Consider the following 26597-nt stretch of genomic DNA (forward strand, 5'->3'; position numbering starts at 1 on the left):
ACCGACCGCTCACGATGGCATTTTTTCGTAAGATATACTTACAGAAACAGTTCCCTCGACAACCCCGCGGAAACACCCACTCAACGCCATCGACACAGAAGACCTTTGACAACATCCGCTACCATCGGCAATTTCGAAGAAATGACATCTTTGTTAGAAAATGAGACAATTAAATGAGGCAGATGCCCTCGCTGAAGGCCCTGCGCGCCTTCGAGGCCGCAGCCCGACATTCCAGCGTCTCCGAGGCTGGGCGCGAACTCAACGTCTCGCACAGCGCAATCAGCCAGCAGATCTCAATCCTGGAAGACTATTTCAGAAGACCGTTGTTTCTCCGCAAGGGCAAGCGGATTGCCCCGACAGCGGAGGCGAACGCCTTGTTGGAGGACATCCGCCTGAGCTTCGACCGCATCGCCATCGCGTCGGAGCGGTTCAAGCGCAGCGGCGGTGCCCGCAGCGTTACGATCAATGCCACGCCCTCCTTCGCCATGCGATGGTTGATCCCGAGGCTGCCGGGATTCCAGTCGGCGTATCCCGACATCGAGATCAGGATCTCCACGTCTGCGACGGATCAAATCGCCGGCCTGGGAGAACCTTTCGATATCATCATTCGGCGCGATGTCATGGATCGGACCGATCACCGATGCGACCGCTTCCTCGATGACGTTTCAACGGTCGTCGTTGGGAGAAGACTGCTTGAAGAAGCAAATTTGAGGAGCCCTAGCGACCTGTTGAGTATCCCTCTCTTGCACATGCGGTCCCGGCCCGATTCCTGGCCGCGCTGGTTCAAATTGAATGGTGTCGACTGCTCCGATCCGTTGGCGGGGCCACTATTCGATCACTTCTTTCTGTCGGTCCAGGCCGCCACCAACGGCCTCGGCGCAGCCATCGTGCCCTGCGCGCTCGTCGAGAGCGATCTGGCGGCAGGTGTTCTGGCTACACCGTTCTCGTCACGCGACCTTGTCGAACCCGGATTTTACCTGCTTTATCGTACCGATTTCGCAACAGATCCAACCGGCAGGACATTCATGGATTGGCTTATGGCGGAGGGGCGAGGTCATAAGCCCTCGTCAGGCACATCGGTCATATGAACACACAGCCTTCGGGGGCTGGGCTATGGGGCAACCCTTGAGCCATCCTGATGCCACTCGATGCAATTGAGGGGCGGACAGGGAGACGAGAGTGCCTTTCGCTGCTTTGTCCGATGGCCCACTGCCGCTCTCCCTTCCTGAAATGCCGAAGGCCGCCTTCCGGCGGCCTGCGTGTTTCAGGATCATTGTACCGAGCGATTCAAGCCGGACCAGATCAAGGGGGACGTTTTCACTTCTGCGGCAGGTTCACCCGCACATGCAGCTCGCGGAGCTGTTTTGTCGTGGCTTCCGACGGGGCGCCCATCAGCAGGTCCATGGCCTGCTGGTTCATCGGGAACAGCGAGATCTCGCGCAAGTTCGTGGTGCCGCAGAGCAGCATCACGATGCGGTCGACGCCCGCGGCCATGCCGCCATGCGGCGGCGCGCCGTACTGGAAGGCGCGATACATGCCGCCGAAACGGTCGACCACTTCCTGCTCGCCGTAACCTGCGATCTCGAACGCCTTCACCATGGCTTCCGGCACATGGTTGCGGATGCCGCCCGAGGCGATCTCGTAGCCGTTGCAGGTGATGTCGTACTGGAAAGCCTTGATCGTCAGCGGATCCTGGCCCTTCAGCGCGTCAAGACCACCCTGCGGCATCGAGAACGGGTTGTGCGAGAAGTCGACCTTCTTGTCGTCCTCGTTGTACTCGTACATCGGGAAGTCGACGATCCAGGCGAGCTCGAACCGCTCCTTGTCGGTGAGGTTCAATTCCTCGCCGACCTTGTTGCGGGCAAGGCCTGAGAACTTCCAGAACTTGTCGGGATCACCGGCGACGAAGAAGGCGGCATCGCCTTCCTTGGTGCCGATCTGCGCGCGGATCGCGGCGGTCCGCTCCGGCCCGATGTTGTTGGCGAGCGGGCCTGCGCCCTCGCCGCCCTCGCGCCACATGATGTAGCCGAGGCCGGGCTGGCCCTCCCCCTGCGCCCACGAGTTCATGCGGTCGCAGAAGGCGCGGCTGCCGCCGCCCGGGGCCGGGATCGCCCAGACCTGGTTCTTGGGATCCTCGAGCATGCGCGCGAACACCTTGAAGCCCGAGCCGCGGAAATGCTCGGAGACGTCCTGCATCTCGATGGGGTTGCGCAGGTCCGGCTTGTCGCTGCCGTATTTGCGCAGCGCTTCGGCGAACGGGATGCGGCGCCAGTTCTTGCTCACCGGCTTGCCCTTGGCGAACTCCTCGAACACGCCGGTGATGACAGGCTCCATCGCCGCGAACACGTCTTCCTGCGTCACAAAGCTCATCTCGACGTCGAGCTGGTAGAACTCGCCGGGCAGACGGTCGGCACGCGGGTCCTCGTCGCGGAAGCAGGGCGCGATCTGGAAGTAGCGGTCGAAGCCCGACATCATCAAGAGCTGCTTGTACTGCTGCGGCGCCTGCGGCAGCGCGTAGAACTTGCCGGGATGGATGCGCGAGGGCACCAGGAAGTCGCGCGCGCCTTCCGGCGAGGACGCCGTCAGGATCGGGGTGTTGAACTCGAAGAAGCCCTGCCCCTCCATGCGCCGGCGCATCGACTTGATGATCTCGACGCGGGTCATGATGTTCTGGTGCAGTTTTTCGCGACGCAGGTCGAGGAAGCGGTACTTCAGGCGGATGTCTTCCGGGTATTCCTGGTCGCCGAACACGGGCAGCGGCAGGTCGCCGGCCGGGCCCAGCACCTCGATCTCGCTGACGTACACTTCGACCTTGCCGGTCGGCAGATCGTCATTGTCGGTGCCGTCGGGGCGGCGGCGGACCTTGCCGTCCATCTTGACCACGAATTCCGAGCGCAGCTTTTCGGCCAGCGAGAACGCCGGCGAGTCCGGGTCGACCACGCACTGGGTCAGGCCGTAATGGTCGCGCAGGTCGATGAACAGCACGCCGCCATGGTCGCGAACGCGATGGACCCAGCCCGAGAGGCGGATGGTCTCGCCGATGTTGCTCTCGCGGAGCGCGCCGCATGTATGTGACCGGTAGCGATGCATGGTCGTCCCAAAATCAATGTCGGAGGAAGCGAATCGGACGGCCAGAAACGACCGGTCCGAAGTTGCGGCAGGGTTTACCCGACGAGGCCCAAAGCGGCAACCAAGGGAACGCTCTGATTTTGGCTCGAAGCGCCCATTTTTGGCTTATCCGGGCCGGAGCCTTTGCCATCAGGCGTTCCAGCCCTATCTTGAGGCCATGACGGTCCATTTCCCCTTCCAGAACTCCTATTCCGCGCTGCCGGACAGCTTCTTTGCTCGTGTCGCGCCCACCCCCGTGGCCGCCCCCCGGCTGATCAAGCTCAACCGGCCGCTGGCGGTCCAGCTCGGGCTCGATCCGGACCTCTTGGCGACCCCCGAAGGTGCCGAGATCCTGGCCGGCAAGACGGTTCCCGCCGGCGCCGACCCCATCGCCATGGCCTATGCCGGCCACCAGTTCGGACAATTCGTGCCCCAGCTCGGCGACGGCCGCGCCATCCTGCTCGGCGAGGTCATCGACAAAGACGGCGTCCGCCGCGACATCCAGCTCAAGGGATCTGGCCCCACCCCGTTCTCCCGCCGCGGCGACGGCCGCGCGGCGCTCGGGCCGGTCTTGCGCGAATACATCGTCAGCGAAGCGATGTTCGCTTTGGGCATCCCGACCACCCGCTCGCTCGCCGCCGTCGTCACCGGCGAGCACGTCATCCGCGAGACCGCGCTGCCCGGCGCGGTGCTGACCCGCATCGCCTCCAGCCATATCCGCGTCGGCACCTTCCAGTTCTTCGCCGTCCGCCGCGACACCGACGCGATCCGCCGGCTCGCCGATCACGTCATCGTCAGGCACTATCCGGAGCTGCTCCATGCGGAGCGGCCCTATCACGACCTGCTCGCCGCCGTCGTCGCGCGCCAGGCCGAGCTTATCGCGCGCTGGCTGCTGGTCGGCTTCATCCATGGCGTGATGAACACCGACAACAGCTCCATCTCGGGCGAGACCATCGACTACGGCCCCTGCGCCTTCATGGACGCCTACAATCCCGCGCAGGTGTTTTCCTCGATCGACGAGATGGGCCGCTACGCCTACGCCAACCAGCCGCGCATTGGCTTGTGGAATCTGACGCGCCTCGCCGAATGCCTGCTGCCGCTGTTCTCCGACGATCAGGAGAAGGCGGTCGCCGAAGCCCAGAACATTCTCGGCGCCTTCGCCGAAACATTCAGCGCGGCCTATCAAGCCGGCCTGCGCAAGAAGATCGGCCTGTTCACGGAGCAAGACGGCGACGAGGCGCTGATCCAGGACCTGCTGGATGCCATGGCCAAGAACCAGGCCGACTTCACCCTCACGTTCCGCAAGCTCGGTGAGGCCGCAGGCGATGACGGCGCCGACGTGCGCGCGCAGTTCATGGAGCCCGCCGCCTTCGACGAGTGGGCTGGCCGCTGGCGCGCGCGTATTGCGCTGGAGCCGCAGACCGCAGCGGAACGGCAGGCGGCCATGCACGCCGTCAACCCGATCTTCATCCCGCGCAACCACCGCGTCGAGGCCGTGATCCAGGCCGCGGTGAATGACGACGACTACGGGCCGTTCGAGGAGCTGGTGAAGGTGCTGGCGAAGCCGTACGAAGACCAGCCGGAGTATGCGGCTTATGCAGATCCGCCGCTGCCGGACCAGCGGGTGCTGCAGACGTTTTGCGGGACGTAGCTACAAGCTGGGTGCGTAGGGTGGATTAGCCGAAGGCGTAATCCACCACTTTTCTCAACGAGCGAAAAGCAAAGAGGTGGATTACGCTTCGCTAATCCACTCTACAGACCGACACTGACGCGGCCGTTACGCCCGCTCGCCGAACTCGCCTGCCATCCTGACGTCCCCACCCCAATCCTCGGGAAATAATCCCGCGCGCACATCGCACACCTTCGAGACGTGCCCGTGCTTGACGGGATTGTAATAGCAATACTCGACATGGCGAGCGTAGTCGGCTTCGTCACGGATCAGATGCTCCCAGAACCGGCGTTGCCAGATACCGCGCTCGTTCCTGGCGACACGTACGGTGCTCAAGCGCTCGTTCGCGGGTAATGCCTTGGCGAACCGAGTCTTGATCAGCCGCCAGCGGACCGAGAAATCAGCATCGCCCTGTGGCAACTTCCAGATTGCATGCAGATGGTCCGGCAGGACCACGAAAGTGTCGATCTCGAAAGGATGGCTTCGGCGCGTTGCAGCGACGGCGTCCCGCAAGATTTCGATCTGGTCGGTCAAAAGAGCCTTCCGACGATCGAGCAGGTTCACGGTGAAGAACCAGCATCCTCCGGGAACGAATGCGCGGCGGTAGTCGGGCATTCGCAATCGATAGCACAACTTGAAGTTGGCTCACAGAGGTGGATTACGCCAGCGGACTGCGCTTCGCGCAGCCGCGGGCTAATCCACCCTACGCATGTCCCCCTACTTCGCCCTCTTCCTCACCCCGCCGAACGATGCCACGTCGAACTTCTGCGGATCGACGGGATCGTAGCGCGACCATTCCATGTCCGGCACGTTGCCGTAGCGCTCGACCCAGGCCTTGTCGCTCCTCGTGTTGCCGGGCGCGACGGGGCGGAGCTCGAAATGCAGTACCCTGATTAGGCCGATCTCGCCGATGGTGTCCTTGGCCTTGACGGTCGCTCCCACCGCAAGCGGCTCGCCCTTCGGCCCGACAATGCGACCGAGCTGGACGTAGCGGGTGTAGACCACGCCGCCATTCGGAAAGGTGTGCTTGAGCACGACATAGCGGCCGCAGCCGCCGATGACGGGCAGATCGGCCGGCGCCTGCTCGCTGGTCTCGATCTTGACGACGACACCGTCAGCCATGGCCACCACCGGGGCGCCCTGCGTGTCCACGGTGAAGTCCTGGCCGGGATGCTCGTCGTGGGTCCAGCATCCGCAGGCGGTCATCGTCGTGTCCGCGGGCTTGTCGGCGCGTGGAAAGCTGCGCGGGGTCAGGAACTCGTTGACCAGCAGCCCCGGCCCCTCAGGCGAGGTAAAGGCATGGATCGCAAACAGCGACAGCTTGTCGCCGACCGGCACCTCGTTCGGAAGAAAGCCGTAGACCACGTCCTGGATGAAGACCTTGAGCTCGGCTCCCTTGGCGGAGCGCACAATGATGCAGTTGGTCGCCTGCAGGCCGTCGGCATCCTGCTTGGGCATGCCGCCCATGATCAGGGCTCGCTTGAGCGCTCCGCTTGCACACGGCTCTCCGTGAGAAGCCAGCGTGACATCGAGCTTCAGCGGCGACATCGGGTAGACGTCCATGCCGCTGGCGGGTCGCCGCCGCGCCAGGAATTCGTCGAGATCGGTCTCCTTGTAGCGGGCGAAGTTGAATTCGGCGCTTGCCGCTTCCGGAACGGCCGAGAGAACGACAGGCAGCAGAAAAGCAGCAAGCAATCCCAGCTTGCGGAGAACACGCGGCGTCGCCATGCGAATATCTCGTGATGCAAATTCAATGAGCGCCGTGAGCAAACCATAGCTGCATCTTCGCGGCAAGGTAGATCGCACCTCACATCTCAATCACGAGGCGGCATCCGGCCGCAGCCCGGCTCTCCTCCATTCGTCCACTGCACGTCCACACCTTCGGCGCGCCTCCGGGAACCGCTGTCATCAAACTGAAACACACGCGCTCTAACGGGCTGGCAGGGCCGTCCTGCCGGAGGCGCCCATCCTCCAACCGTCCCGATAAAGCGCGCCATGCCCTTCAAATTCATTCACATCACCGACACGCATCTCGCGAACCCTGGCTTGATGCTCTACGGCCTCGATCCGCGCGCCCGGCTGGACGCGGCGATCGCCGACATCAACAAGCACCAGTCCGATGCTGCCTTCGCAGTCGTGACCGGCGATCTCACCCATTGGGGCGAGGCTGAATCCTACGCCAATTTCGCCGACGCCATGGCGGCGCTGAAAATTCCGTACATCGCCATGGTCGGCAATCACGACAAGCGCGTGACCTGTCTCGACAGCCTGAAAGCCGCGCCGCGCGATCCCAACGGCTTCGTGCAGGGCACGCGCACCACCGAGCACGGTCTGTTCGTGTTCCTGGACACGCTGGACGAGACCAGCCACGCCGGCGAGATGTGCGCGAAGCGCCTCGGCTGGCTCGCAAGCACGCTGGCTGCAGCGCCAGCCGACCAGCAGTTCGTCGTGTTCATGCATCACCCGCCCTTCCCGGTCGGCGTCCACGCCATGGACGAGATCGCGCTGAAGCAGAGCACCGAATTCGCGGAAGTCATCGCGCCCTACCGCTCGCGCATCCGCCACCTCTTCTTCGGCCATGTGCACCGGCCGATCTTCGGCAGCTACGGCAAGATCCCGTTCTCGACGCTGCGCGGCACCAACCACCAGGTCTGGTTCGAGATCGACGCTGCCGCCACCGAGCATCTCGCCAGCCACGAGCCGCCGGCCTATGGCGTCGTGCTGATCGACGGGGAGAACCTCGTCGTTCACAGCCACGACTTCCTCGACACCAGTCTGCGCTTCCCCTTCGAGCCACCGGCAGGAGTGGATGGCCGCGACTATGCGCTCAATTTCCCGGCGCGATGAGATGAGCCTCGCTGAACCCGCGGCTCTCCCGGTCGCGGCATCAGTGGCACCGCGTCTGCACGTCCTGAAGCGGTTCCTAGACCGATTCAAAGCCTCGCTGCCGGCCTATCTGCTGCTGCTGCCCTCGCTGGTCTTCCTCGCGCTGTTCACCTATGGCGCGATGGGGCGCGTCCTCATCGACGCGCTCTATCAGCGCGCCACGCCCAAGGCGCCGGTGCGTTTCGTCGGCCTCGACAATATCAGCGCGGTGCTCGCCGACCCCGCGTTCACCGGCGCCGTCGTCAACAATCTGATCTACGCCGTCGGCACGGCGGTGCCGAGCATCGCCCTTGCGCTGTTGTTCGCGCTGGCGCTGTCGCGCACCCATGCGGTGAACAGCGCGCTGCGCGCCGCGCTGTTCCTGCCGGTGCTGATCCCGATGGTCGCGGCCTCAGCGCTGTTCCTGTTCATCTTCCTGCCCAATGTCGGTCTGCTCGACTATTACATCGGCCGGCTGCTGCCGGTGCTGCCGAACTGGCTCGGCGATCCCGACATCGCGCTCTACGCGATCATGATCATCACGATCTGGAAGAACGCCGGCTACTACATGCTGTTCTTCCTCGCCGGCCTGCAGGCCGTGCCCGAGGATGTCATGGAGGCGGCGCACCTCGACGGCGCGGGGCCTTATCAGCGGCTTCGCCACATCATCCTGCCGGAGCTCAAGCCCACCTTCCTGTTCGTCACCGTCATCGCAATCCTCAACGCGGTGACGCAGGTCGACCACGTCTTCGTCATGACCCAGGGCGGCCCGTCCAACTCGACCAACCTCGTGCTGTTCTACATCTATCAGCAGGCAGTCGAACATTACGACGTCGGCAAGGCCTCGGCGGCGACGCTGCTGACCCTCGCCGCGCTGATGGGGCTCACCGCGCTCTCCTTCCGGACCCTGGCGAACCGGGAGGGCGGGCCATGAAGCTGCTCGATGCGCTGTGGAAGGATGCCCCGCTCGCCACCCGCGGCGAGATCACGCCCAAGCTCGGCTTCCTGCTGACCGTGCTGCTCGCGATCGTCTGGCTGATCCCGTTCCTTTGGATGGGCGTGGCAACGCTGCGCCCGGCGTCGGACGGCATCAACGCCATGGCCGAGTTGATGCCGAGCCTGAAGCCCACGCTCGACAATATCAGGGACGCCTGGGAGATCGGCGATTTCCCGCGCTACACCCTCAACACCACGATCATCTGCACCGGCATCCTCTTGGTGCAGTTCGTCACGATCACGCTGGCGGGCTTTGCCTTCGCCCGCCTCTCCTTCGCCGGCAAGACGCTGATCTTCTACCTGTTCCTGATGCAGCTGATGCTGGTGCCGGTTCTGCTGATCGTGCCGAACCTGAAGCTGGTGGCGCAGCTCGGCCTCTACGACACGCTCGCCGGCGTGATGATGCCGTTCTTCGCTTCCGCCTTCGGCACCTTCCTGATGCGCCAGGCATTCGAGGCGATCCCGACCGAGCTGGAAGACGCAGCGCTGATCGACGGCGCCAGCCTGTTCCAGCGCATCCGTCACATCTACGTGCCGCTGTCGATGCCGAGCTTCTCGGCGTTCGCCATCATCTCCGTGACCAGCCACTGGAACGACTTCCTGTGGCCGCTGATGGTGATCAATTCGCCGGACAAGCGGCCGCTCACGGTCGGCCTCTCCGTGTTCACCAAGACCGCCGAAGGCACCCAGGCCTGGGGCACCATCGCCGCGGGCACGCTCATGGTGATCGCGCCGCTGCTCGTCACCTTCCTGATCTTCCAGAAGCGCTTCATCAGCTCTTTCGTCACCTCAGGCATCAAATAGGAGATTATCCGATGCTGTTCTCCCGCAGGCTCATGCTTGGCCTTGCCATGGCAGGCTCTATGGCCGGCGCCCTCGCCGTCCCGGCGATGGCCGAAGGTCCGACCGAGATCGACCTGTTCTTCCCCGTTCCCGTCGACGGCAAGCTCGCCCGCGACATGGGCACGTTGATCAAGGAGTTCAACGAGACCCATCCCGACGTCAAGGCGACCGCCGTCTACACCGGCTCCTATGACGACACGCTGATCAAGACGCGCGCGTCGATCAAGGCCGGCAAGCCGCCGGCCGCCGTGATCATGTCGGCGAACTTCCTGCTCGACATGCAGATCGAGAACGAGCTCACCAATCTCGACAGCCTGATCGCCGCCGACGGCACCACCAAAGAAAAATTCCTGGGCCAGTTCTTCCCGGCGCTCCAGGGCAACGCAGTGATCAACCGCTCGGTCTACGGCGTGCCCTTCCACAATTCGACGCCGCTGCTCTACATCAATGCCGACAAGGCCAAGGAAGCCGGCCTTGACCCGAACAAGCCGCCGCAGACCTGGGCCGAGCTCACCGACTGGGCCAAGAAGCTCACCAAGCGCGAGGGTGACAAGGTGACCCAATGGGGCATCGCGATCCCCTGCGCCTATGACTATTGCGGCTGGATGATGGAAACGCTCACCATGAGCAATGGCGGGCGCTACTACAACGAGGAGTTCGGCGGCGAGGTCTATTACGACACGCCCTCGATGCTCGGCGCGCTCTCCTGGTGGAACGACCTCGTCGCCAAGTACAAGGTCCATCCGCCCGGCGCCACGCCTGGTCCGGCCGTCAGCACCTCCTTCATCTCCGGCAACGCCGCGATGATGATGCTGTCGACGGGCTCGCTGACCTATGTGCGCGACAACGCCAAGTTCGCCTACAAGGTCGCCTTCATCCCGCGCAACGTCCGCAACGCCGTGCCGATCGGCGGCGCCTCGCTGATCGTTCCGGCCGGTCTCGAAGCCGACAAGCAGAAGGCTGCCTGGACCCTGATCAAGTGGATGACCTCGCCCGAGAAGAGCGCCTGGTGGAGCCGTGCGACGGGCTATTTCGCGCCCAACATGGCCGCCTACAAGACGCCCGAGATGGTCGACTTCCTCAACAAGAACCCGGACGCCAAGACCGCCGTCGAGCAGCTCGACGTCGCAAAACCCTGGTTCGCGACCTACAAGACCGTCCCTGTGCGCAAGAACCTCGAAGACGAGGTGATGCTGGTCCTCAACGGCAAGAAGCAGCCGAAGGAAGCCCTCGCCGCCGCCCAGAAGGCCGCCGATGAGACGCTGAAGCCGTACAACGCGGAGACCGCGCTGAAGCTGCCGTAAGGGGCTTCGCGGCTTTGTAGGGTGGATTAGCCTGCGGCTGCGCGAAAGCGCAGTCCGCGGGCGTAATCCACCTCTTCTGCATCCTTGGATATGAACAGTGGTGGATTACGCCTCCGGCTAATCCACCCTACGCACCTTGCCCCGCCGCCCCCGTTAACTCCCCGTCCACCATCCGGCCCGCCCCGCCGCCGGTAACCATTGGAATTAACAGACCCTCAACGCACCCCCGACAAATCTATCAATGTTTCTGGAGATTTCGCCGTGGATCTGTTGGTTTTCGAGTTCCTGGGGCTGGCGCTGGTTGCCATGTGCGTGGTCGTGGTGGCGCTGCCCTGCGCTCGCAAATCCTCGCACCGGATCCGCTACGAATAGGAATTTCGTCGGAAAGGGGCGATTCCGGCCCGATGCAAGGCTCGAATTTGCTCCAAGGCCCTTGACATCACAGCACTTTCGGCAGAACGGCTGATATCAAGTGTCATGGGCCGTTCATGGATTTGATTACCACCACCGCTGACCTCGCGGCTGCCTGCAGCCGGCTGGCCAAGCACCCCGTCATCACCGTCGATACCGAGTTTCTGCGCGAAACCACCTATTACCCGCTGCTATGCGTGGTGCAGATGGCCAGCGCCGAGGAAGCCGTCGTCATTGACGCCCTCGCCCCCGGCATCGACCTCAAGCCGTTCTTCGAGCTGATGGCCAATGAGGCCGTGCTGAAGGTCTTCCACGCCGCCCGCCAGGATATCGAGATCATCTGGCATCAGGCCAACATCATCCCGCACCCGGTGTTCGACACCCAGGTCGCGGCGATGGTGCTCGGCTACGGCGACAGCATCGCCTACGACGCTCTCGTCGAAAAGGTCACCGGCCACCGCCCGGACAAGACCCACCGCTTCACCGACTGGTCGCGCCGGCCGCTGACCAAGGAGCAGATGCACTACGCGGTGTCCGACGTCACCCATCTGCGCGACGTCTTCGCCGCGCTCGACGCCGACCTGAAGAAGCGCCGCCGCAGCGAATGGGTCTCCATCGAGATGGAGATCCTGACCTCGCCCAGGACCTACGACTTCCACCCCGAGCGCGCCTGGGAGCGGCTGAAGACGCGCGTGCGCAAGCCGAAGGATCTCGCCGTCCTGATGGAGGTTGCGGCCTGGCGCGAGCAGGAAGCGCAGAGCCGCGACGTGCCGCGCGGCCGCGTGCTGCGGGATGAAGCGATCACCGACATCGCCACCCACGCGCCGAACACGCTGGAGAAGCTCGCCCATCTGCGCTCGGTGCCGAAGGGGTTCGAGAAATCCAAATGGGGCGCGGACATCGTCGCCGCGGTCGAGCGCGGGCTGGCGCGGGATTTCGCGACGCTGCCGAAGCTGGAGAAGCCGCGCAACAATTCGAACGGCGCGGCCATCGTCGAGCTGTTGAAGGTGCTGCTGCGCATGACCGCCGAGCGCCATGCGGTGGCGAGCAAGGTGATCGCCACCGTCGACGACCTCGAGGAGATCGCGGCCGACGACGCGGCCGACGTCCCCGCTTTGCGCGGCTGGCGCCGCGAGCTGTTCGGCGAGGCCGCCTTGAAGCTCAAGCGCGGCGAGCTGGCGCTGGCGATCGAGAAAGGCCGCGTGATCGGGGTTCAGCGGGCGTAGCTGCCTCGGTCCCTCCCCGCGGTCGTCCTGGCGAAAGCCAGGACCCATTACCCCAGGGAGAAGTTTGGCGAAGACGCGCCGCCCGGTACGCCTACCAACCCCATCGATAGATCACGCGGTATGGGTCCTGGCTTTCGCCAGGACGACACTGGTGGGTGTGGCCGGCTGCTCCCGCCACACAGACGCACTCGAGCCTACGCCGGCGTCAGCTTCGCCACTTCCGCCTTCATGTCATTAAGCACGCCCGCGATCGCGGCGACCAGATCGTCGATCTGGGCCTTGGTCGCGATCAGCGGCGGGCAGATGGCGATGGCATCCAGCATGTTGCGGGAGATCACGCCGCGCTCCTGCAGCATGCGGCTGGCGATACCGCCGACCGCGCCGGGCGTGCTAGCTGCGGTCTTGCGGCCCTTGTCGAGCACGAGTTCGAGCGCTGCGATCATGCCGACGCCGCGGACCTCGCCGACCAGCGGGTGGCTCGTGAGCTCACGCAGCTTGCCCTGCATGTAAGCGCCGAGCTCGGCGGCATGCGCGACCAGGCCGCGCTCCTCGATGATCTTGAGGTTCTCCAGCGCAATCGCCGAGCCGACGGGATGGCCGCCCGCGGTGAAACCGTGGCCGAGCACGCCGATCTTGTTGCTCTCGTCCGCGATCGGCTCGAACATGCGGTCGTTCATCATGATCGCCGAGAGCGGGAAATAGCTCGAGGTGATCTGCTTGGAGACCACCATCGCGTCGGGCTTGATGCCATAGGTCTCGCAGCCGAACATCTTGCCGGTACGGCCGAAGCCGCAGATCACCTCGTCGGCGACCAGCAGGATGTCGTACTTCTTGAGCACCGCCTGGATCTTCTCCCAATAGGTTGCCGGCGGCACGATGACGCCGCCCGCCCCCATCACCGGCTCGCCGAAGAAGGCGGCAATCGTATCCGGCCCTTCCTTCTGGATCAGCGCGTCGAGCTCCTCGGCCCGGCGCGTGGCGAACGCTTCCTCGCTCTCGCCGGGCGCGCCGTCCTTGTAGAAATGCGGCGAGCCCGTGTGCAGGATGTTCGGCAGCGGCAGGTCGAACGAGCGGTGGTTGTTCGGCAGGCCGGTGAGGCTGGCGGACGCGATGGTGACGCCGTGATAGGCGCGAAGGCGGCTGATGACCTTCTTGCGCTGGGGCTGGCCGAGCGCGTTGGAACGATAGGCGATCAGCTTCAGCACGGTGTCGTTGGCTTCCGAGCCGGAGTTGGTGAAGAACACCTTGCTCATCGGCACAGGCGCAAGCGCCACCAGCTTCTCGGCGAGATCGATCGAGGGGCCGTGCGATTTGGCGGAGAACGTGTGGTAGAACGGCAGCGCCTGCATCTGCTTGTGCGCCGCCTCGACCAGACGCTTCTCGTTGAAGCCGAGCCCGACGCTCCAGAGGCCCGCCATCGCCTCGAAATAGCGCTTGCCCGCCGCATCGAACACGTAAGGCCCCTCGCCGCGCTCGATCACCAGGGGACCGGCCTGCTGATGGGTGCGGGCGTTGGTGTAGGGATGGAGCTGGTAGGCCACATCCCGGGCCTCTTGCGAATTGGGCAGCATGGACATTTGCGGAATCCTTCGAATAGTCGCGTCGCCGGCGCGGCCAGCTTCGTCACCAGATGATCGAGTTACTTGGCTATTGCGACGAGGCAAAACTTGCAACGCCAATTCGTCGGCAGCAAGCGCTCAGCAGCGTTGCAGAAAGCCGCGCACAGATAGCTTGCAGAACTGGCAGTTCTCACGCCGCGCTGTCGTCATCGCCATCGTCGGCGGCGACAGCAGCAGCCTCCCTCACCTCGACGAGTGCCATCGAAAGCAGGTAGACCGTCGTGGGCAAGCCGATGCGGCGCGCCCTCTCGGCTGCGCGCGACAGCTCGCTCGCCAGTTCCTTGAGCTCTTCTCCCCGTGACAATGTCCCACCCCACCCGCCGATCGCGGCCGCCTACACCGCAACGGCGCCGCTGGTCTTGATCAGTTCGGCGCTGGATTGGATTGTAGCAAAATTTCCGACAACATTCACCACCGCCTGCTTATAGGCGGCGGCATCGCCCATGCCCGGCTGCCGGCAGGCCACGGCATCGGCAACGACCTGGTAGCGATGGCAGCGGTGAAACCCGTCGACGGCGGTGGCCAGGATGGTTTCGTCCAGCGAGAAGCCGATCAGCACGCAGCGGGCATTGCGGATATTGGACATGTAATCCACGAACCGCGACGAGCTGTAGGCCGAGGGCAGCGGATGCTCGAACGTCATCTCGCCAGGCCGCGGCTTCGCCTCGGCGATCCAATCGGTCAGCCTCGATGCCGGATTGAACCAGGCGGCCTGGGCGATGCGCTTCAGATGCATCACCGGCCAGAGCTTGTCGCGCCATAGCGTCAGGAGTTCCAGGCAGCGCATGGTGGCCACCTCGCCGCTGAGGATGACGTGGCGCCGCCCGGGGGTCAGATATTCGACCTGGAGATCGGCACAGACCAGGATCGGCGGGTCGTCGGTGATGGATGCCAGCATGATCTTGCGTTTGGCTGCACCAGTTTCAGCGATCGGCGAGTGCGAGGTCCCGCAGCGGCGAGGTCACCGCCCGCCCCGCCGAGGCGTCGAGCACGCCCGGCCGGTCCCAATCGCCCTCGGGACGGATGATTACGTAAGGATCGCTGTCCAGCGTGATGGCGTCCGGCCCGGGCTCGATCTCCAGCAGCATCTCCGTGTAGGAGAAATCCGAGAAGGTGATCTTGCGGTTGTGGCCGAGCGGCTTGGCGCCGAAATGGGCCCAGAAATCGACCAGCCGGTCCTGCGCCTGGCCGTAGATCTTGCGAAAGCCCTTGCGCTTCACATAGTCGACGCTCGCCTGCACCAGCTTGAACGAGACGCGCGAGCGCCGGTATTGGTGGCGCACCGCGAGCCGCTCGACCTTGGCGAAATCGCCGAAGAAGCGCACCCGCAGGCAACCCGCGGGCTCGTTGCCGACATAGCCGATGAAATGCGCGGCGACCATGTCGTTGCCGTCGAACTCCTCCTCGAACGGACAATCCTGCTCGGCGAGATAGACCGCGGAGCGAATGGCGGTGACCAGCATGAGATCGCTGGGATCGCGCGCGAGGCGGATGGTGATGGCGCGGGAGTCGGGCTTGGCGAGAGGAATCCTAGTGCCGTGCATCTGCAAAACTCCTTGCTTGGATGATCGCGCCCGGCATCTGCATCGACTGCCGATGCCAGGGGCGTTCGTAGCACCACAGGTCGGGTTGAAAGCTCGGGACCGGTTCGAATCCGGTCGCTTTCATGATGTCGCGTCCGGCCACGGTTGACGGCTGCGCATAGCAATCCGCGCCGCGAAATCTTAGCTGTCGCAGATGAGCCGCGGCCTTACCGAGACCCGCGATTCCGCGCCCCGTCGCGGCAATCGCCCAGATATAGATGGCAGCAACGTCTTCCCTCGCCGAAGCGAGATAGTGCGTTTCGGGCGCGGTGAGGCAGATCTCGTCGAGCAGCAGCGCATCGTGTCCGCGGTCGTTGAGAAACAGGAAGGCCATGCCGCCGAGCAGACGGCCCTTCCGGCTGAATGTCAGGAGGCTCGCGGGATCGAACGTGTAATATTTCGCAAGCTCCGCCGTCCCGATCTGCACGCCCGGCACCAGCCGGTGCGCCATCTCCGAAAGCGCCGCAATTTCGGAAAATTGCGCGCAACGGACGTCGACCTCGGAACTGAGCGGCAGCGCGTCGAAATCATGCCTTGCGGCAAACGAGCCCCTTTCCATACCGAGATCGCCCCTCTATCGTTTGCGACTTTCATGCCCCGCTATGCCGAGCTTAGCGGTTGGGGATCAGGAGTATGCAGCAGTTATTGCACCGGGGTGCTGCGATGATGCAGCACCGTGAAGAAGCCCTGGGCGCGTCCTGGGATGATTTGAAACTGTTTTTAGCGTGCGCAAAATATAAAAGTTTCCGCAACGCCGCCGAAGAGCTCGGCCTCACTTCGACGACGCTGATGCGCCGGATCGATCGGCTTGAAGAGAGCATCGGCTGCAAGCTGTTCCTGCGCGACCAGAGCGGGCTCACGCTCAGCGACGAAGGCACGGCGATGATTGCCGACGTCACGCACATGGAGCGTCACGCCTTCAACGTCTTCCGCCGCGCCTCGCGCTCGTCGAACGATACGTCGGGCACCGTGCGTGTCGCAGTGACGGAAGGCCCCGGCAATTTCTGGATCCTGCCGCGCCTGATCGATTTCCAGAAGACCTATCGCAAGATCACCGTCGACCTGCGCTGCGCGATGGAGCAGGCCGACGTCGCACGACTCGAATCTGATATCGCGATCCAACTCGAGCCGCCGACCAATCCCGATCTGATCGTCGCCAAGCTCGGCCGCCTGCACATCTATCCCTTCGTTTCCAAGGAGTACAAGAAATTGTACGGCCTGCCGGCAACCCTGGCCGATCTGCAGGACCATCGCATCATCAAGCAGAATGCGCCGCAGGTCGACGACAGCGCCTATGCCCGCGTGCTTGGGCTGAAATCGCTCGAGGGCATCGTCGGCATCAAGACCAATTCCTCCGTCGGCGTACTCTACGCGGTGGAGCGCGGCGCCGGCATCGGCTTCCTGCCGACCGTGTCGATCGCGCTCGGCGCACCGCTCGTTGCGGTGGATCTCGGCGTGAGCCACCACGCCGATCTCTGGCTCACCTATCACAGGGAGTTTCGCGCCTCCGAGCGCCACAAGATCGTGGTCGACTGGCTGAAGAAGATCTTCGATCCCAGGACCTATCCCTGCTTCCGCGACGAGTTCATCCATCCGGACGCGCTGGTGCCGATGATGACGGCCGCGCGCGAGGGCTTTGGATTGACGGGCTACGTCGCGACGACGCCGACTTAAGGCAAAGGCGAGCTCAGCTCACCACCGATATTCGAAGCCGACCGTGCCCTGGTGCGAGGTGAGCTCGTTGCGGAACTTGCCATCGTAATTGATGTAGAGCCGCGCGGTGTTGGTCAGGCTGAGCGAGGCCGAGCCGCCCGCATCCATGCCGTAACGGCTCTCGCCGATTCCGGGGACGATGATGCTCTGGGTCCCCAGGCTGACCTGCACTGATCCTAGATTCTGATAAAAATTGTCGACGAACTTGCCGTAGGCTGACAGGTCCAGGATCTTCTGGTCGAAGATGAAATAGCGCCCGATCTCTGCTCCGATCATGACGCGTGCGCGCGAGAGCGCCGTCGAGCCGACGTTGAGCGGATCGAGCCCGCCGGCCTCCTGGAACGCTGCGCTGGTGGCGCGGACATATTCGAGCGCACCCTTGGGCACGATGCGCATCTGATCCTTGGTCCAATAATAACTGACCTCGGTCAGCGCACCGTCGACCGCGGCGCGATAGCCGGCGGTCGCGAAACCAAATCCAGTATCCCGGCTGGAATGAACCTTGCCGAACCCGTGAACCACCGCGAAGGCCCAGGTCCATGGGCCCTTGTCGACCGAGCCGTTGAAGCCGAGCTGGGTCAGGTCGAGCGTTGCCGACTGCAGCGCGAGCGGCACGTCGATGTCGGTGTGACTCTGATCGACGGAGAAACCAAGATTGACGCCCGGCGCAATCCGCGCGCCGAAGCCGGCGACGCCGCCAAAGGTCTTGCGCTTGTCGCCGACGAAGTCGCCCTGGGCGTCGGTGCGAACCGAAAGGCCGTAGCCCTCGAACCAGGTGCGGTAGCGGGGATCTTCCGTGCTCGCGGACGCGCCGCCCCCGCCGGGATTGGTTCGGAACGACCAGTCGAAACCATTGGAGGCCTGGTTGCCCAGCCGCTCGAGAAATCCCGAACCGAAATTGAGCATGCTGTTGCCGGCCGACTGGTTGTAGTTGGTCGAGGTGGGCATCGGAACCGGGGTCGGCGACGGCGTGGGCGTCGGGGTCGGAGTGGGTGTCGGACTTTGCGCGAGGACGGGCGTCGCCGCCGACATCGCCACGACCAGCACAAGCGCCATGACTGCAAGGATCTTGACCCCAAGGATCTTGGCGAGCGCTGCCCCGATCCGGCGGACGCGGTCCAGCCCGATCGTCTGCCGTATTCCGGTGGGCTGCGAGGTGCAGCGCATGTCGACTAATCCCGAAGCAAAGGGCGGTCCGCAAAAATGCAACACGAGCGGCTCGCGTATGCGGCGATTTGTGCCGAACTGCCACGGAGGGTCAACCGGTTGGCACACCATCACCGAGCCTATTGCCTCGATTGTGGTTCCGCGGCCACAGGTCGCAAATAGCAGACGATAGCCCCCGCCCCGGTCTTGAAATTCGCGCGCGGCTTGCTAACGCGCGATTTTCATGTTGCAATATCCGACACAATCGGAATTGGCCGCTCGACTGTGCGTTTCGTGACATTGAGATTCGAACAGACTTCCGGAAGCCCGTTTGTGGCGTGGCACGCGAAAAAGCGGCCGCGTCTTTTTTCTATCTAGTGGAGGAGACTAGCGATGCCGCAAAAGGGCACCGTCAAATGGTTCAACCCGACCAAGGGCTATGGGTTCATCAAGCCGAACGGCGGCGACAAGGACGTGTTCGTCCATATCTCGGCCGTCGAGCGCGCCGGACTCTCGACCCTCAACGAAAACCAGGTGGTTGAATACGACCTCGTGGAGAACCGCGGCAAGTCGTCCGCGGAGAACCTCAAGGTTTCCTGATTTCTCTCAAAGCCACGCGAGAGATCATGACGTTGCCCCCGGCTCTGCCGGGGGATTTCGTTTGGGGCGAACGTATGGCTCAGCAGTCCGACTATTATTCGGTCGCCAATGACACAAAATGGCGGGAGTTGCGGGAGGCTATGCTCAGCCTTGCCCCTTCCGATCAACCTCGATTTCGCTGCAAGAGCCTGGAAACGGGAAATCTGAGTCAGTGGGATGGCGAATGGTTCCATCACTGGACGAGCGGCGGATGGGATTGGATGGAATGGGCTGAATTAGCTACCGAGACGGCGCATCAGCGCGAGTTCGTCCGCGCAATCCTACAGCGCATCCGATTTGCTGGAGAGCAAACTGCCGCGGGTTTCAGAATCTACGGATATATCCGCAATGGCGAGGTAGCAGGTTACATCGAGTAAGCCTGAGGTGCCCGCCTCAGCTCACCACCGGCGCAACCAGAAAATTCTCCGACGCAAAGCTTCCCGCCGTCCTGCAAACGTCGCCCTCGATCCGGACCTTGCCGATCGCCAGTAGCCGCAGCGCTTCGGGATAGATCCGGTGCTCGACCTCGAGGATGCGCTCCGACAGCGTGTCCGCGGTGTCGTGGTCGCCGACGGGAACCGCGCCCTGCATCACGATCGGGCCGGCATCGGTCTCGGGGATGACAAAGTGCACCGTCGCGCCGGACAGTTTGACGCCGGCGCGCAGGGCCTGACCGTGCGGGTCGAGGCCGGGGAAGGACGGCAGCAGCGAGGGATGGATGTTGAGCATCCGCCCGTACCAGGCTTTTGTGAACTCCGCCGTGAACAGGCGCATGAAGCCGCCGAGGCAAATCAGCTCGATGCCGTGCTGGTCGAGTGCCGCCTGCAGCACCTTCTCGAACCCGGCGCGGTCCTTGCCGAACGGTTTGCTCTCGATCACCAGCGTATTGACGCCGCCCGCCTTGGCCCGTTCGAGCCCCAGCGCATCGGCCTTGTTGGAGATGACGAGCGAGATCTCCGCCGGGAAATCAGCCGAGCTTGCAGCCTTGATCAGCGCGGCCATGTTGGAGCCGCGACCGGAGATCAGAATGGCGACGCGGCGCTTCATCACAGCGCCAGATCGAGGTGACCGTTATAGACGACGCGGTGCTCGCCCTCGGCCGGGATCACGGTGCCGAGCTGCGCCACGGTCTCGCCGGCATCGGTGAACACCTCGATCACCTTGTCGACCTTGTCGGGCTCGACGATCGCGATCATGCCGATGCCGCAGTTGAAGGTCCGCAGCATCTCCAGCTCGGCGATGCCGGCCTGCGCCGCCAGCCATTTGAACACCGGCAGCACCGGCAGGCGCGCAAGGTCAATGCCGACACCCAGATCCTTCGGCAGGACGCGCGGAATGTTGTCGGTGAAGCCGCCGCCGGTGATGTGGGCGAGCCCCTTGATCGCGCCGGTCTCGCGGATCGCCCGCAGGCAGGATTTGACGTAGAGCTTCGTCGGCGTCAGCAGCGCGCCGCCGAGCGTCATGACGGGCGCGAACGGCGCCTTCGCCCCGAAGCCGAGGCCGGATTGTTCCACGATCTTGCGCACCAGCGAGAAGCCGTTGGAATGCACGCCCGACGAGGCGAGGCCGATCACGGCGTCGCCCGCGGCGATGTCCTTGCGCGGCAACAAGGTACCGCGCTCGGCGGCGCCGACGGCGAAGCCGCCGAGGTCGTAATCGCCGTCCTTGTAGAGGCCGGGCATCTCGGCGGTCTCGCCGCCGATCAGGGCGCAGCCGGATTCGCGGCAGCCTTCGGCAACGCCCGCGACGATCGCGGCGGTGGCCTCCGGGTCGAGCTTGCCGCAGGCGAAATAGTCCAGGAAGAACAGCGGCTCGGCGCCCTGCACGACGAGGTCGTTGACGCTCATGGCGACGAGGTCGATGCCGATCCCGCCATGCAGGCCGGTCTCGATCGCGATCTTCACCTTGGTTCCGACGCCGTCGGTGGCGGCAACCAGGACAGGGTCTTTGAAGCCAGCCGCCTTGAGGTCGAACAGGCCGCCGAAGCCGCCGATCTCGGCGTCGGCGCCGGGGCGCGCGGTGGCGCGCACCATCGGCTTGATCAGGTCGACTAGGCGGTTGCCCGCGTCGATATCGACGCCTGAATCGGCGTAGGTGAGGCCGTTTTTGCGGTCGGTCATGCCCGATTTCCAGTGGGTTTGCGGCTGGTTACGTCGAATTCCGGGGATGCGCAATGGCTCGCATGGCGCTCCCGGGCGTACTATGTAGATATCAACCGGTTCAGCCTCCAAGGGGCCGGATTCGAGGTCAGGCCGGGTGCCGGGAAGCGCCGCGTGAGTATTCCGAACATCATTACCCTGGGCCGCATCATGCTGGTCCCGATCATCGTCTGGGCCATCGTGTCGAGCCAAATGGAGGTGGCATTTGCCGTCTTCCTGATCGCCGGCATCAGCGACGCCGTCGACGGCTTCCTGGCCAAGCGCTTCAACATGACGAGCGAACTCGGCGCCCTGCTCGACCCGCTCGCCGACAAGGCGCTGCTGGTCTCGATCTACCTGGCGCTTGGCATCTGGGGCGACATCCCGCGCTGGATCGTGATCCTGGTGGTGTCGCGCGACATCATGATCGTCACTGCGGTGATCGTGTCCTGGCTGTTCGACAAGCCGGTCGAGATGAAGCCGTCGAAAGTATCCAAGCTAAACACAGCTGCCCAGGTCGCCTACGCCGCCCTGGTGCTGGCGTCCCTTGCCTTCGGCTTCAAGCCAGCGCCCTATGATATGATCATGATGGGCCTCGTCACGGTCTTCACGCTCTCCTCGGTGTCGCTCTACCTCGTCGAGTGGCTGCGGCACATGAGCACGATCGAGGCCAAATGAGGTGGGATGCGGCCCGCAAAAGGCCAACTCCCGCTCGATGACGTCGAATCTCTCTAGCAAAGCCGGCGCGCCGGCATGGAGCAAAGCAAGCGTGGCAGGCCGCGTTCACCCCCGACAATTGGCGTTTTCGCTTCCGCATGCGGAGAGCCTCAGCCGGGACAATTTCCTCGAAGGCCCCGCCAACGCCGCCGGCCTCGCCCTGATCGACGGCTGGCCGGAATGGACCAACCGCATCATGTGGCTGGCCGGCCCAGAAGGCAGCGGCAAGAGCCATTTGGCCGCGATCTGGGCCGAGGAGGCCGGCGCCCGCTCGACCACGGCCAATGCACTGACCGCCGCGGGCGTTCCGGCCGCCATCGCCACCGGCGCCCTGGTGGTCGAGGATCTCAAGGCGAAGAATTTTGACGAGCGCGCCCTCTTCCACCTGATGAACCTCGCCCGCGAGGACGGCGCCTACGTCCTCTTCACCGGGCGCGACGCACCGGCCGCGCTCGAGATCGAGCTCCGCGACCTGCGCTCGCGGCTGCGCGCCGTGCCCGTCGTCACGCTGCTGCCGCCCGACGACCAGCTGTTCCGCGGCCTGATCGTCAAATTCTGCGCCGACCGCCAGCTCACCGTGGACGAGAGCGTGGTCGGCTATCTCGCCACCCGGCTGGAGCGGTCCTCGGCGGCCGCCCGGCAGGCCGTGGAATTGCTCGACAGCGAGGCCCTGCGCCTCGGCCGCCCCGTCACCCGGGCGCTAGCCGCCGAGCTGCTGCGGGACGCCTGACCCCGGCCCGGGTCCCAACGCCGCTTGACGGCGCGGAGCGGCGGAACATCAATGTCATCGAAACGTCATCGCTCTAACACATGCTCCCGCCGGTTTTGCGCACGAGTCGCAAATTAGGGTGAACTGGATGGATCGACTTCTCATGGACTCCGTGCAAGCCGTTGAAATCAAAGAAAAAGTCCCGGAGGCCGAGGGCCAGCCGGCGATCGCTGCGAGTCCCGAGCGCTTCATCAACCGCGAACTCTCCTGGCTGCATTTCAACCGCCGCGTCCTGGAGGAAGCGGTCAATCCCAGCCACCCCATGCTGGAGCGGGTGCGTTTCCTGTCGATTTCAGCGAATAACCTCGACGAGTTCTTCATGGTCCGCGTCGCCGGCATCAAGGCCCAGGTCCGCGAGGGCATTGCCGAGCGCAGCCCCGACGGCCTGACGCCCTCCGAACAGCTCGCGCTGATCAACCGCACTGTGTCCCAGCTCGCCTCCGACCAGCAGGCGATCTGGCGCGATTTGCGCGGCACGCTGGCCGATGTTGGCATCGTCCTGGTGGACGGCAAGGACGTCACCAGGGCGGAACGGACCTGGGTCGAGGACTACTTCCTCAACAACGTCTTCCCGCTGCTCACCCCGCTGGCGATCGACCCGGCCCACCCCTTCCCGTTCATTCCGAGCCTCGGCTTCACCATCGCGCTCCAGCTCACGCGCGCCGCCGACGGCAAGCAGATGAACGCGCTGATCCGCATGCCCGGCAAGATCGATCGCTTCATCCGCCTGCCCTCCGAAGGCAAGGCCGTCAGGCTGATCTCGCTGGAACAGGCGACCGCCCTGTTCATCAACCGCCTGTTCCCCGGCTACAACCTGCACGGCCAAGGCGCCTTCCGCATCATCCGCGACTCCGAGCTCGAAATCGAGGAAGAGGCCGAAGACCTCGTCCGCCTGTTCGAGACCGCGCTCAAGCGCCGCCGCCGCGGATCGGTGATCCGGCTCGAGATCGACGCCAAGATGCCGGAAGAGCTGCGCAGCTTCGTGCAGCACGCGCTCTCAGCCGCCGACGACGAGGTGTTCCTGGTCGACGGCGTGCAGGCGATGAACGAGCTCTCGCAGCTTACGCGCATCGACCGGCCCGACCTCGAATTCACCCCTTACGTGCCGCGCCACCCCGAGCGCGTGCGCGAGCACGGCGGCGACATCTTTGCCGCGATCCGGCAGAAGGACCTCGTCGTCCATCATCCTTACGAATCCTTCGACGTGGTGGTGCAGTTCCTCCAACAGGCCGCGCGCGATCCCGATGTCGTCGCGATCAAGCAGACGCTCTACCGCACCTCCAACAACTCGCCGATCGTGCGGACACTTGCGGAGGCCGCCGAAGCCGGCAAGTCCGTCACCGCGCTGATCGAGCTCAAGGCGCGCTTCGACGAGGAGGCCAACATCCGCTGGGCGCGCGACCTCGAGCGCGCCGGCGTGCAGGTCGTCTACGGTTTCCTCGAATTGAAGACGCACGCGAAGCTCTCGATGGTCGTGCGCCGCGAGGGCGGCAGCCTCACGACCTACGTTCATACCGGCACCGGCAACTACCACCCGGTCACCGCGCGTATTTATACCGACCTCTCCTACTTCACCTCGGATCCGACCATCGGGCGCGATGCCGCGCGCGTGTTCAACTTCATCACCGGCTACGCGGCGCCGAGCGATCTGGAAAAGATGGCAGTGTCGCCGCTGACGCTGCGCAAGCGCATCATCGAGCACATCCAGGGCGAGACCGCGCATGCGCGGCACGGCCGTGCCGGCGCGGTCTGGATGAAGATGAATGCGCTGGTTGACCCCGACATCATCGACGCGCTTTACGAGGCCTCGCAGGCCGGCGTGCAGGTCGAGCTCGTGGTGCGCGGTATCTGTTGCCTCAGGCCCGGCATTCCCGGCCTGTCGGAGAACATCCGCGTCAAGTCGATCATCGGACGCTTCCTGGAACATGGCCGAATCTACTGCTTCGGAATGGGCCAGGGCCTGCCGAGCGCGAAAGCGGCTGTGTATATCTCCTCCGCCGACATGATGCCGCGCAACCTCGACCGCCGCGTCGAGGTGCTGTGTCCGCTGCAAAATCCCACGGTGCATCAGCAGGTTCTCGAACAGATCATGGTCGCGAATCTGAAGGACAATGAGCAGAGCTGGCAGTTGTTGCCGGACGGGTCCTCAACGCGTATGAAGGCCGCGAAGGGCGAGGAGCCTTTCAACGTCCACAACTACTTCATGACAAATCCGAGTCTGTCTGGCCGTGGAAAGTCGCTCAAGGAATCCTCGCCGCGCCGTCTCACGCGCCGGAATGAACGTCATCAATCCTGATCCGGGATCCCTGACATGACGCGGCCGCGCAAGCGCGGCGCCACCGTCGCAGTCATCGACATCGGTTCCAACTCGGTCCGTCTCGTCGTCTACGAGGCGCTGGCGCGGAGCCTCATTCCGATCTTCAACGAGAAGACGCTATGCGGTCTCGGGCGCGAGGTGCAGAGCACGGGCCTGCTCGCCCCTGATGCCGTCGACAAGGCGCTGACCTCGCTCAAGCGTTTCCGCGCGCTGTGCCGGGTGATGCAGGTCGGGCGCGTGTTCGCGATCGCGACCGCCGCCTGCCGCGACGCCTCCAACGGCCCCGACTTCATCGCGAAAGCCGAGCGCATCTGCGCCGTCAAGATCGAGATCCTGTCGGGCCCGCGCGAGGCGCGGCTGTCGGCGCTCGGCGTGATCTCCGGCATCCACCATCCCGACGGCATCGTCGGCGACCTCGGCGGCGGCTCGCTCGAGCTGATCGACGTGCGCAGGAACAGCGTGCGCAGCGGCGTCACGCTGCCGCTCGGCGGCCTCGCGCTGCAGGACCTCGCGCACAAATCGCTCAAGCGCGCCGACCGCATCGTACGCGAGGAGCTCGACGAGGTGCCGCAGCTGACCGCAGGCCGCGGCCGCACCTTCTACGCTGTCGGCGGCACCTGGCGCGCGCTCGCGCGCATCCACATCATCCAGAGCGGCTATCCGCTCCAGGTGATGCACGGCTATTCCATTTCCGCGACCGAGGCGCTCGACTTCTCGCGCCGCCTGCGCCGGCTTGCGGCCGCCGACATGCTCGCCGACATCGAGATCGTCGCCGACGCGCGCCGCCCTCTCCTCACCTATGCGGCGCTGGTGCTCGAGCACATCATCCGCGTCGCAAAACCCAGGAACATCGTGTTCTCGACCTTCGGCGTACGCGAGGGCCTGCTGCACGAGAAGCTGCCGGAGGCCGAGCGCAACAAGGACGGGTTGATCTGCGCGGCGGAGGAGCTGAACCAGCTGCTATCACGCTCGGCCAAGCACGCCCGCGAGCTGATCGCCTGGACCGACCGCCTGGTGCGCGTGGTGAAGCTGCGCGAGACCGAGGAGGATCGCCGCCTGCGCCACACCGCGTGCCTGCTCTCCGACATCGGCTGGCGCGTGCATCCCGATCATCGCGGCGAGCAGACGCTCAGCCTCGTCGTCAACGGCAATTTCGGCGCGATCACCCACACCGAGCGCGCCTTCGTCGGCCTGTCGGTGTTCTATCGCTATGCGGGCCTCAGCGAGGAGAACCAGCCGCCGGTCACCATGCAGGAACTGCTGACGCCGGCGCAGCTCGAACGCGCGCGCCTGCTCGGCGCGGCATTCCGTGTCGCGCATCTGATCTCGGCGGCACGGCCGGGCGTCTTGCCCGCAACGCATTTCCGCAGCCAGGGCCGCAAGCTGATGCTGGTGTTCGAGCACCGGCTCGTCGACCTCGTCGCCGACCGCGTCGGCAGCCGCTTCAAGCAGCTCGCCCGCCTGATCGGGCGATCAGGCTCGATCGTGCGGCGCTGACACACAGGGACAGTGCGTCAAGCGAGCGGTTGGGGTC

The 26597-nt window shown here is 64.4% G+C and carries 25 protein-coding genes; 14 read left to right on the forward strand and 11 right to left on the reverse strand.

The genetic code is table 11. From position 1 onward, the window contains the following. Window positions 1-173 precede the first annotated feature (173 nt). On the forward strand, window positions 174-1088 hold the full coding sequence (locus JQ635_RS02760; protein WP_211408318.1) for a LysR substrate-binding domain-containing protein: 915 nt from the start codon (window positions 174-176) through the stop codon (window positions 1086-1088). A gap of 229 nt (window positions 1089-1317) precedes the next feature. Here JQ635_RS02760 and aspS read toward each other — a convergent pair whose 3' ends face one another. After that, on the reverse strand, window positions 1318-3090 hold the full coding sequence (aspS, locus tag JQ635_RS02765; protein WP_211408319.1) for an aspartate--tRNA ligase: 1773 nt from the start codon (window positions 3088-3090) through the stop codon (window positions 1318-1320). 196 nt (window positions 3091-3286) lie between these two features. On the opposite strand from aspS, the gene JQ635_RS02770 reads away from it, so the two are divergent. Further along, window positions 3287-4759, forward strand: coding sequence for a protein adenylyltransferase SelO (locus tag JQ635_RS02770; protein ID WP_211408320.1), 1473 nt, complete (start codon window positions 3287-3289; stop codon window positions 4757-4759). A gap of 126 nt (window positions 4760-4885) precedes the next feature. Here the strand turns inward: JQ635_RS02770 and JQ635_RS02775 are convergent, their stop codons facing one another. Together JQ635_RS02775 and JQ635_RS02780 are read right to left on the reverse strand one after the other, a co-directional pair. Then, window positions 4886-5392 (reverse strand): REP-associated tyrosine transposase, encoded by a 507-nt coding sequence (locus tag JQ635_RS02775; RefSeq protein WP_211408321.1) that lies wholly within the window; start codon window positions 5390-5392, stop codon window positions 4886-4888. 102 nt (window positions 5393-5494) lie between these two features. Continuing rightward, window positions 5495-6505: a M23 family metallopeptidase gene (locus tag JQ635_RS02780; RefSeq protein ID WP_211408322.1), complete on the reverse strand. Its 1011-nt coding sequence runs from the start codon at window positions 6503-6505 to the stop codon at window positions 5495-5497. 267 nt (window positions 6506-6772) lie between these two features. Between JQ635_RS02780 and JQ635_RS02785 the strand changes: the two genes are divergently transcribed. The 5 genes from JQ635_RS02785 (at window position 6773) to rnd (ending at window position 12422) form a co-directional block, all read left to right on the forward strand. Beyond that, window positions 6773-7624 carry a phosphodiesterase gene (locus tag JQ635_RS02785; RefSeq protein WP_211408323.1) on the forward strand — a complete coding sequence of 284 codons (852 nt, stop codon included), beginning with the start codon at window positions 6773-6775 and terminating at the stop codon, window positions 7622-7624. 1 nt (window position 7625) lies between these two features. Continuing rightward, window positions 7626-8576, forward strand: a complete 951-nt coding sequence (locus JQ635_RS02790) for a carbohydrate ABC transporter permease (RefSeq protein ID WP_211408324.1) — start codon at window positions 7626-7628, stop codon at window positions 8574-8576. Beyond that, window positions 8573-9442, forward strand: coding sequence for a carbohydrate ABC transporter permease (locus JQ635_RS02795; RefSeq protein ID WP_211408325.1), 870 nt, complete (start codon window positions 8573-8575; stop codon window positions 9440-9442). The genes JQ635_RS02790 and JQ635_RS02795 overlap by 4 nt, the downstream gene beginning before the upstream one ends. A gap of 11 nt (window positions 9443-9453) precedes the next feature. Beyond that, window positions 9454-10785, forward strand: coding sequence for an ABC transporter substrate-binding protein (locus tag JQ635_RS02800; protein ID WP_211408326.1), 1332 nt, complete (start codon window positions 9454-9456; stop codon window positions 10783-10785). 488 nt (window positions 10786-11273) lie between these two features. Then, entirely contained in the window at window positions 11274-12422 is a 1149-nt protein-coding gene (rnd, locus tag JQ635_RS02805; RefSeq protein WP_211408327.1) for a ribonuclease D, read from the forward strand. Window positions 12423-12616: 194 nt separating this feature from the next. On the opposite strand, the gene JQ635_RS02810 is transcribed toward rnd, so the two are convergent. From JQ635_RS02810 to JQ635_RS02830, 5 genes are all read right to left on the reverse strand, one after another. Beyond that, window positions 12617-13999, reverse strand: a complete 1383-nt coding sequence (locus JQ635_RS02810; RefSeq protein WP_211408328.1) for an aspartate aminotransferase family protein — start codon at window positions 13997-13999, stop codon at window positions 12617-12619. Between the two features lie 172 nt (window positions 14000-14171). Then, the gene (locus JQ635_RS02815) at window positions 14172-14345 is read right to left on the reverse strand and encodes a hypothetical protein (RefSeq protein WP_211408329.1); all 174 of its coding nucleotides are present in this window, start codon (window positions 14343-14345) and stop codon (window positions 14172-14174) included. Between the two features lie 30 nt (window positions 14346-14375). Next, window positions 14376-14939 carry an isochorismatase family protein gene (locus tag JQ635_RS02820; protein ID WP_211408330.1) on the reverse strand — a complete coding sequence of 188 codons (564 nt, stop codon included), beginning with the start codon at window positions 14937-14939 and terminating at the stop codon, window positions 14376-14378. Between the two features lie 25 nt (window positions 14940-14964). Continuing rightward, window positions 14965-15585 (reverse strand): GNAT family N-acetyltransferase, encoded by a 621-nt coding sequence (locus JQ635_RS02825; protein ID WP_018645421.1) that lies wholly within the window; start codon window positions 15583-15585, stop codon window positions 14965-14967. Then, window positions 15572-16183, reverse strand: a complete 612-nt coding sequence (locus tag JQ635_RS02830) for a hypothetical protein (protein WP_211408331.1) — start codon at window positions 16181-16183, stop codon at window positions 15572-15574. Before JQ635_RS02830 ends, JQ635_RS02825 begins: the two co-directional genes overlap by 14 nt. 74 nt (window positions 16184-16257) lie before the next feature. Between JQ635_RS02830 and JQ635_RS02835 the strand changes: the two genes are divergently transcribed. Continuing rightward, window positions 16258-17298, forward strand: a complete 1041-nt coding sequence (locus JQ635_RS02835) for a LysR family transcriptional regulator (protein ID WP_211408332.1) — start codon at window positions 16258-16260, stop codon at window positions 17296-17298. 18 nt (window positions 17299-17316) lie between these two features. Here the strand turns inward: JQ635_RS02835 and JQ635_RS02840 are convergent, their stop codons facing one another. Continuing rightward, a complete protein-coding gene (locus JQ635_RS02840; RefSeq protein WP_211408333.1) occupies window positions 17317-18504 on the reverse strand; it encodes an autotransporter outer membrane beta-barrel domain-containing protein in 1188 nt (395 codons plus the stop codon). Window positions 18505-18876: 372 nt separating this feature from the next. On the opposite strand from JQ635_RS02840, the gene JQ635_RS02845 reads away from it, so the two are divergent. Together JQ635_RS02845 and JQ635_RS02850 are read left to right on the forward strand one after the other, a co-directional pair. Beyond that, complete coding sequence (locus JQ635_RS02845) at window positions 18877-19083, forward strand: cold-shock protein (RefSeq protein ID WP_008551638.1); 207 nt, start codon at window positions 18877-18879, stop codon at window positions 19081-19083. Between the two features lie 26 nt (window positions 19084-19109). Beyond that, complete coding sequence (locus JQ635_RS02850) at window positions 19110-19499, forward strand: DUF6678 family protein (protein ID WP_211408334.1); 390 nt, start codon at window positions 19110-19112, stop codon at window positions 19497-19499. 16 nt (window positions 19500-19515) lie between these two features. Here JQ635_RS02850 and purN read toward each other — a convergent pair whose 3' ends face one another. Beyond that, on the reverse strand, window positions 19516-20169 hold the full coding sequence (purN, locus tag JQ635_RS02855) for a phosphoribosylglycinamide formyltransferase (RefSeq protein ID WP_211408335.1): 654 nt from the start codon (window positions 20167-20169) through the stop codon (window positions 19516-19518). After that, complete coding sequence (purM, locus tag JQ635_RS02860) at window positions 20169-21242, reverse strand: phosphoribosylformylglycinamidine cyclo-ligase (protein ID WP_211408336.1); 1074 nt, start codon at window positions 21240-21242, stop codon at window positions 20169-20171. Before purM ends, purN begins: the two co-directional genes overlap by 1 nt. A gap of 153 nt (window positions 21243-21395) precedes the next feature. Here purM and JQ635_RS02865 point away from each other — a divergent pair, with 153 nt between their 5' ends. From JQ635_RS02865 to ppx, 4 genes are all read left to right on the forward strand, one after another. Beyond that, complete coding sequence (locus JQ635_RS02865; RefSeq protein WP_211408337.1) at window positions 21396-21938, forward strand: CDP-alcohol phosphatidyltransferase family protein; 543 nt, start codon at window positions 21396-21398, stop codon at window positions 21936-21938. A 91-nt stretch (window positions 21939-22029) separates the two neighbouring features. Then, the gene (locus tag JQ635_RS02870) at window positions 22030-22707 is read left to right on the forward strand and encodes a DnaA ATPase domain-containing protein (RefSeq protein WP_211408338.1); all 678 of its coding nucleotides are present in this window, start codon (window positions 22030-22032) and stop codon (window positions 22705-22707) included. 142 nt (window positions 22708-22849) lie between these two features. After that, entirely contained in the window at window positions 22850-25042 is a 2193-nt protein-coding gene (locus JQ635_RS02875; RefSeq protein WP_211408481.1) for an RNA degradosome polyphosphate kinase, read from the forward strand. A 15-nt stretch (window positions 25043-25057) separates the two neighbouring features. Then, complete coding sequence (gene ppx, locus JQ635_RS02880; protein ID WP_211408339.1) at window positions 25058-26560, forward strand: exopolyphosphatase; 1503 nt, start codon at window positions 25058-25060, stop codon at window positions 26558-26560. Window positions 26561-26597 lie beyond the last annotated feature (37 nt).

Origin of the sequence: Bradyrhizobium iriomotense (assembly GCF_018130765.1) — a bacterium.
GTDB classification, from domain to species: Bacteria; Pseudomonadota; Alphaproteobacteria; order Rhizobiales; family Xanthobacteraceae; genus Bradyrhizobium; species Bradyrhizobium iriomotense_A.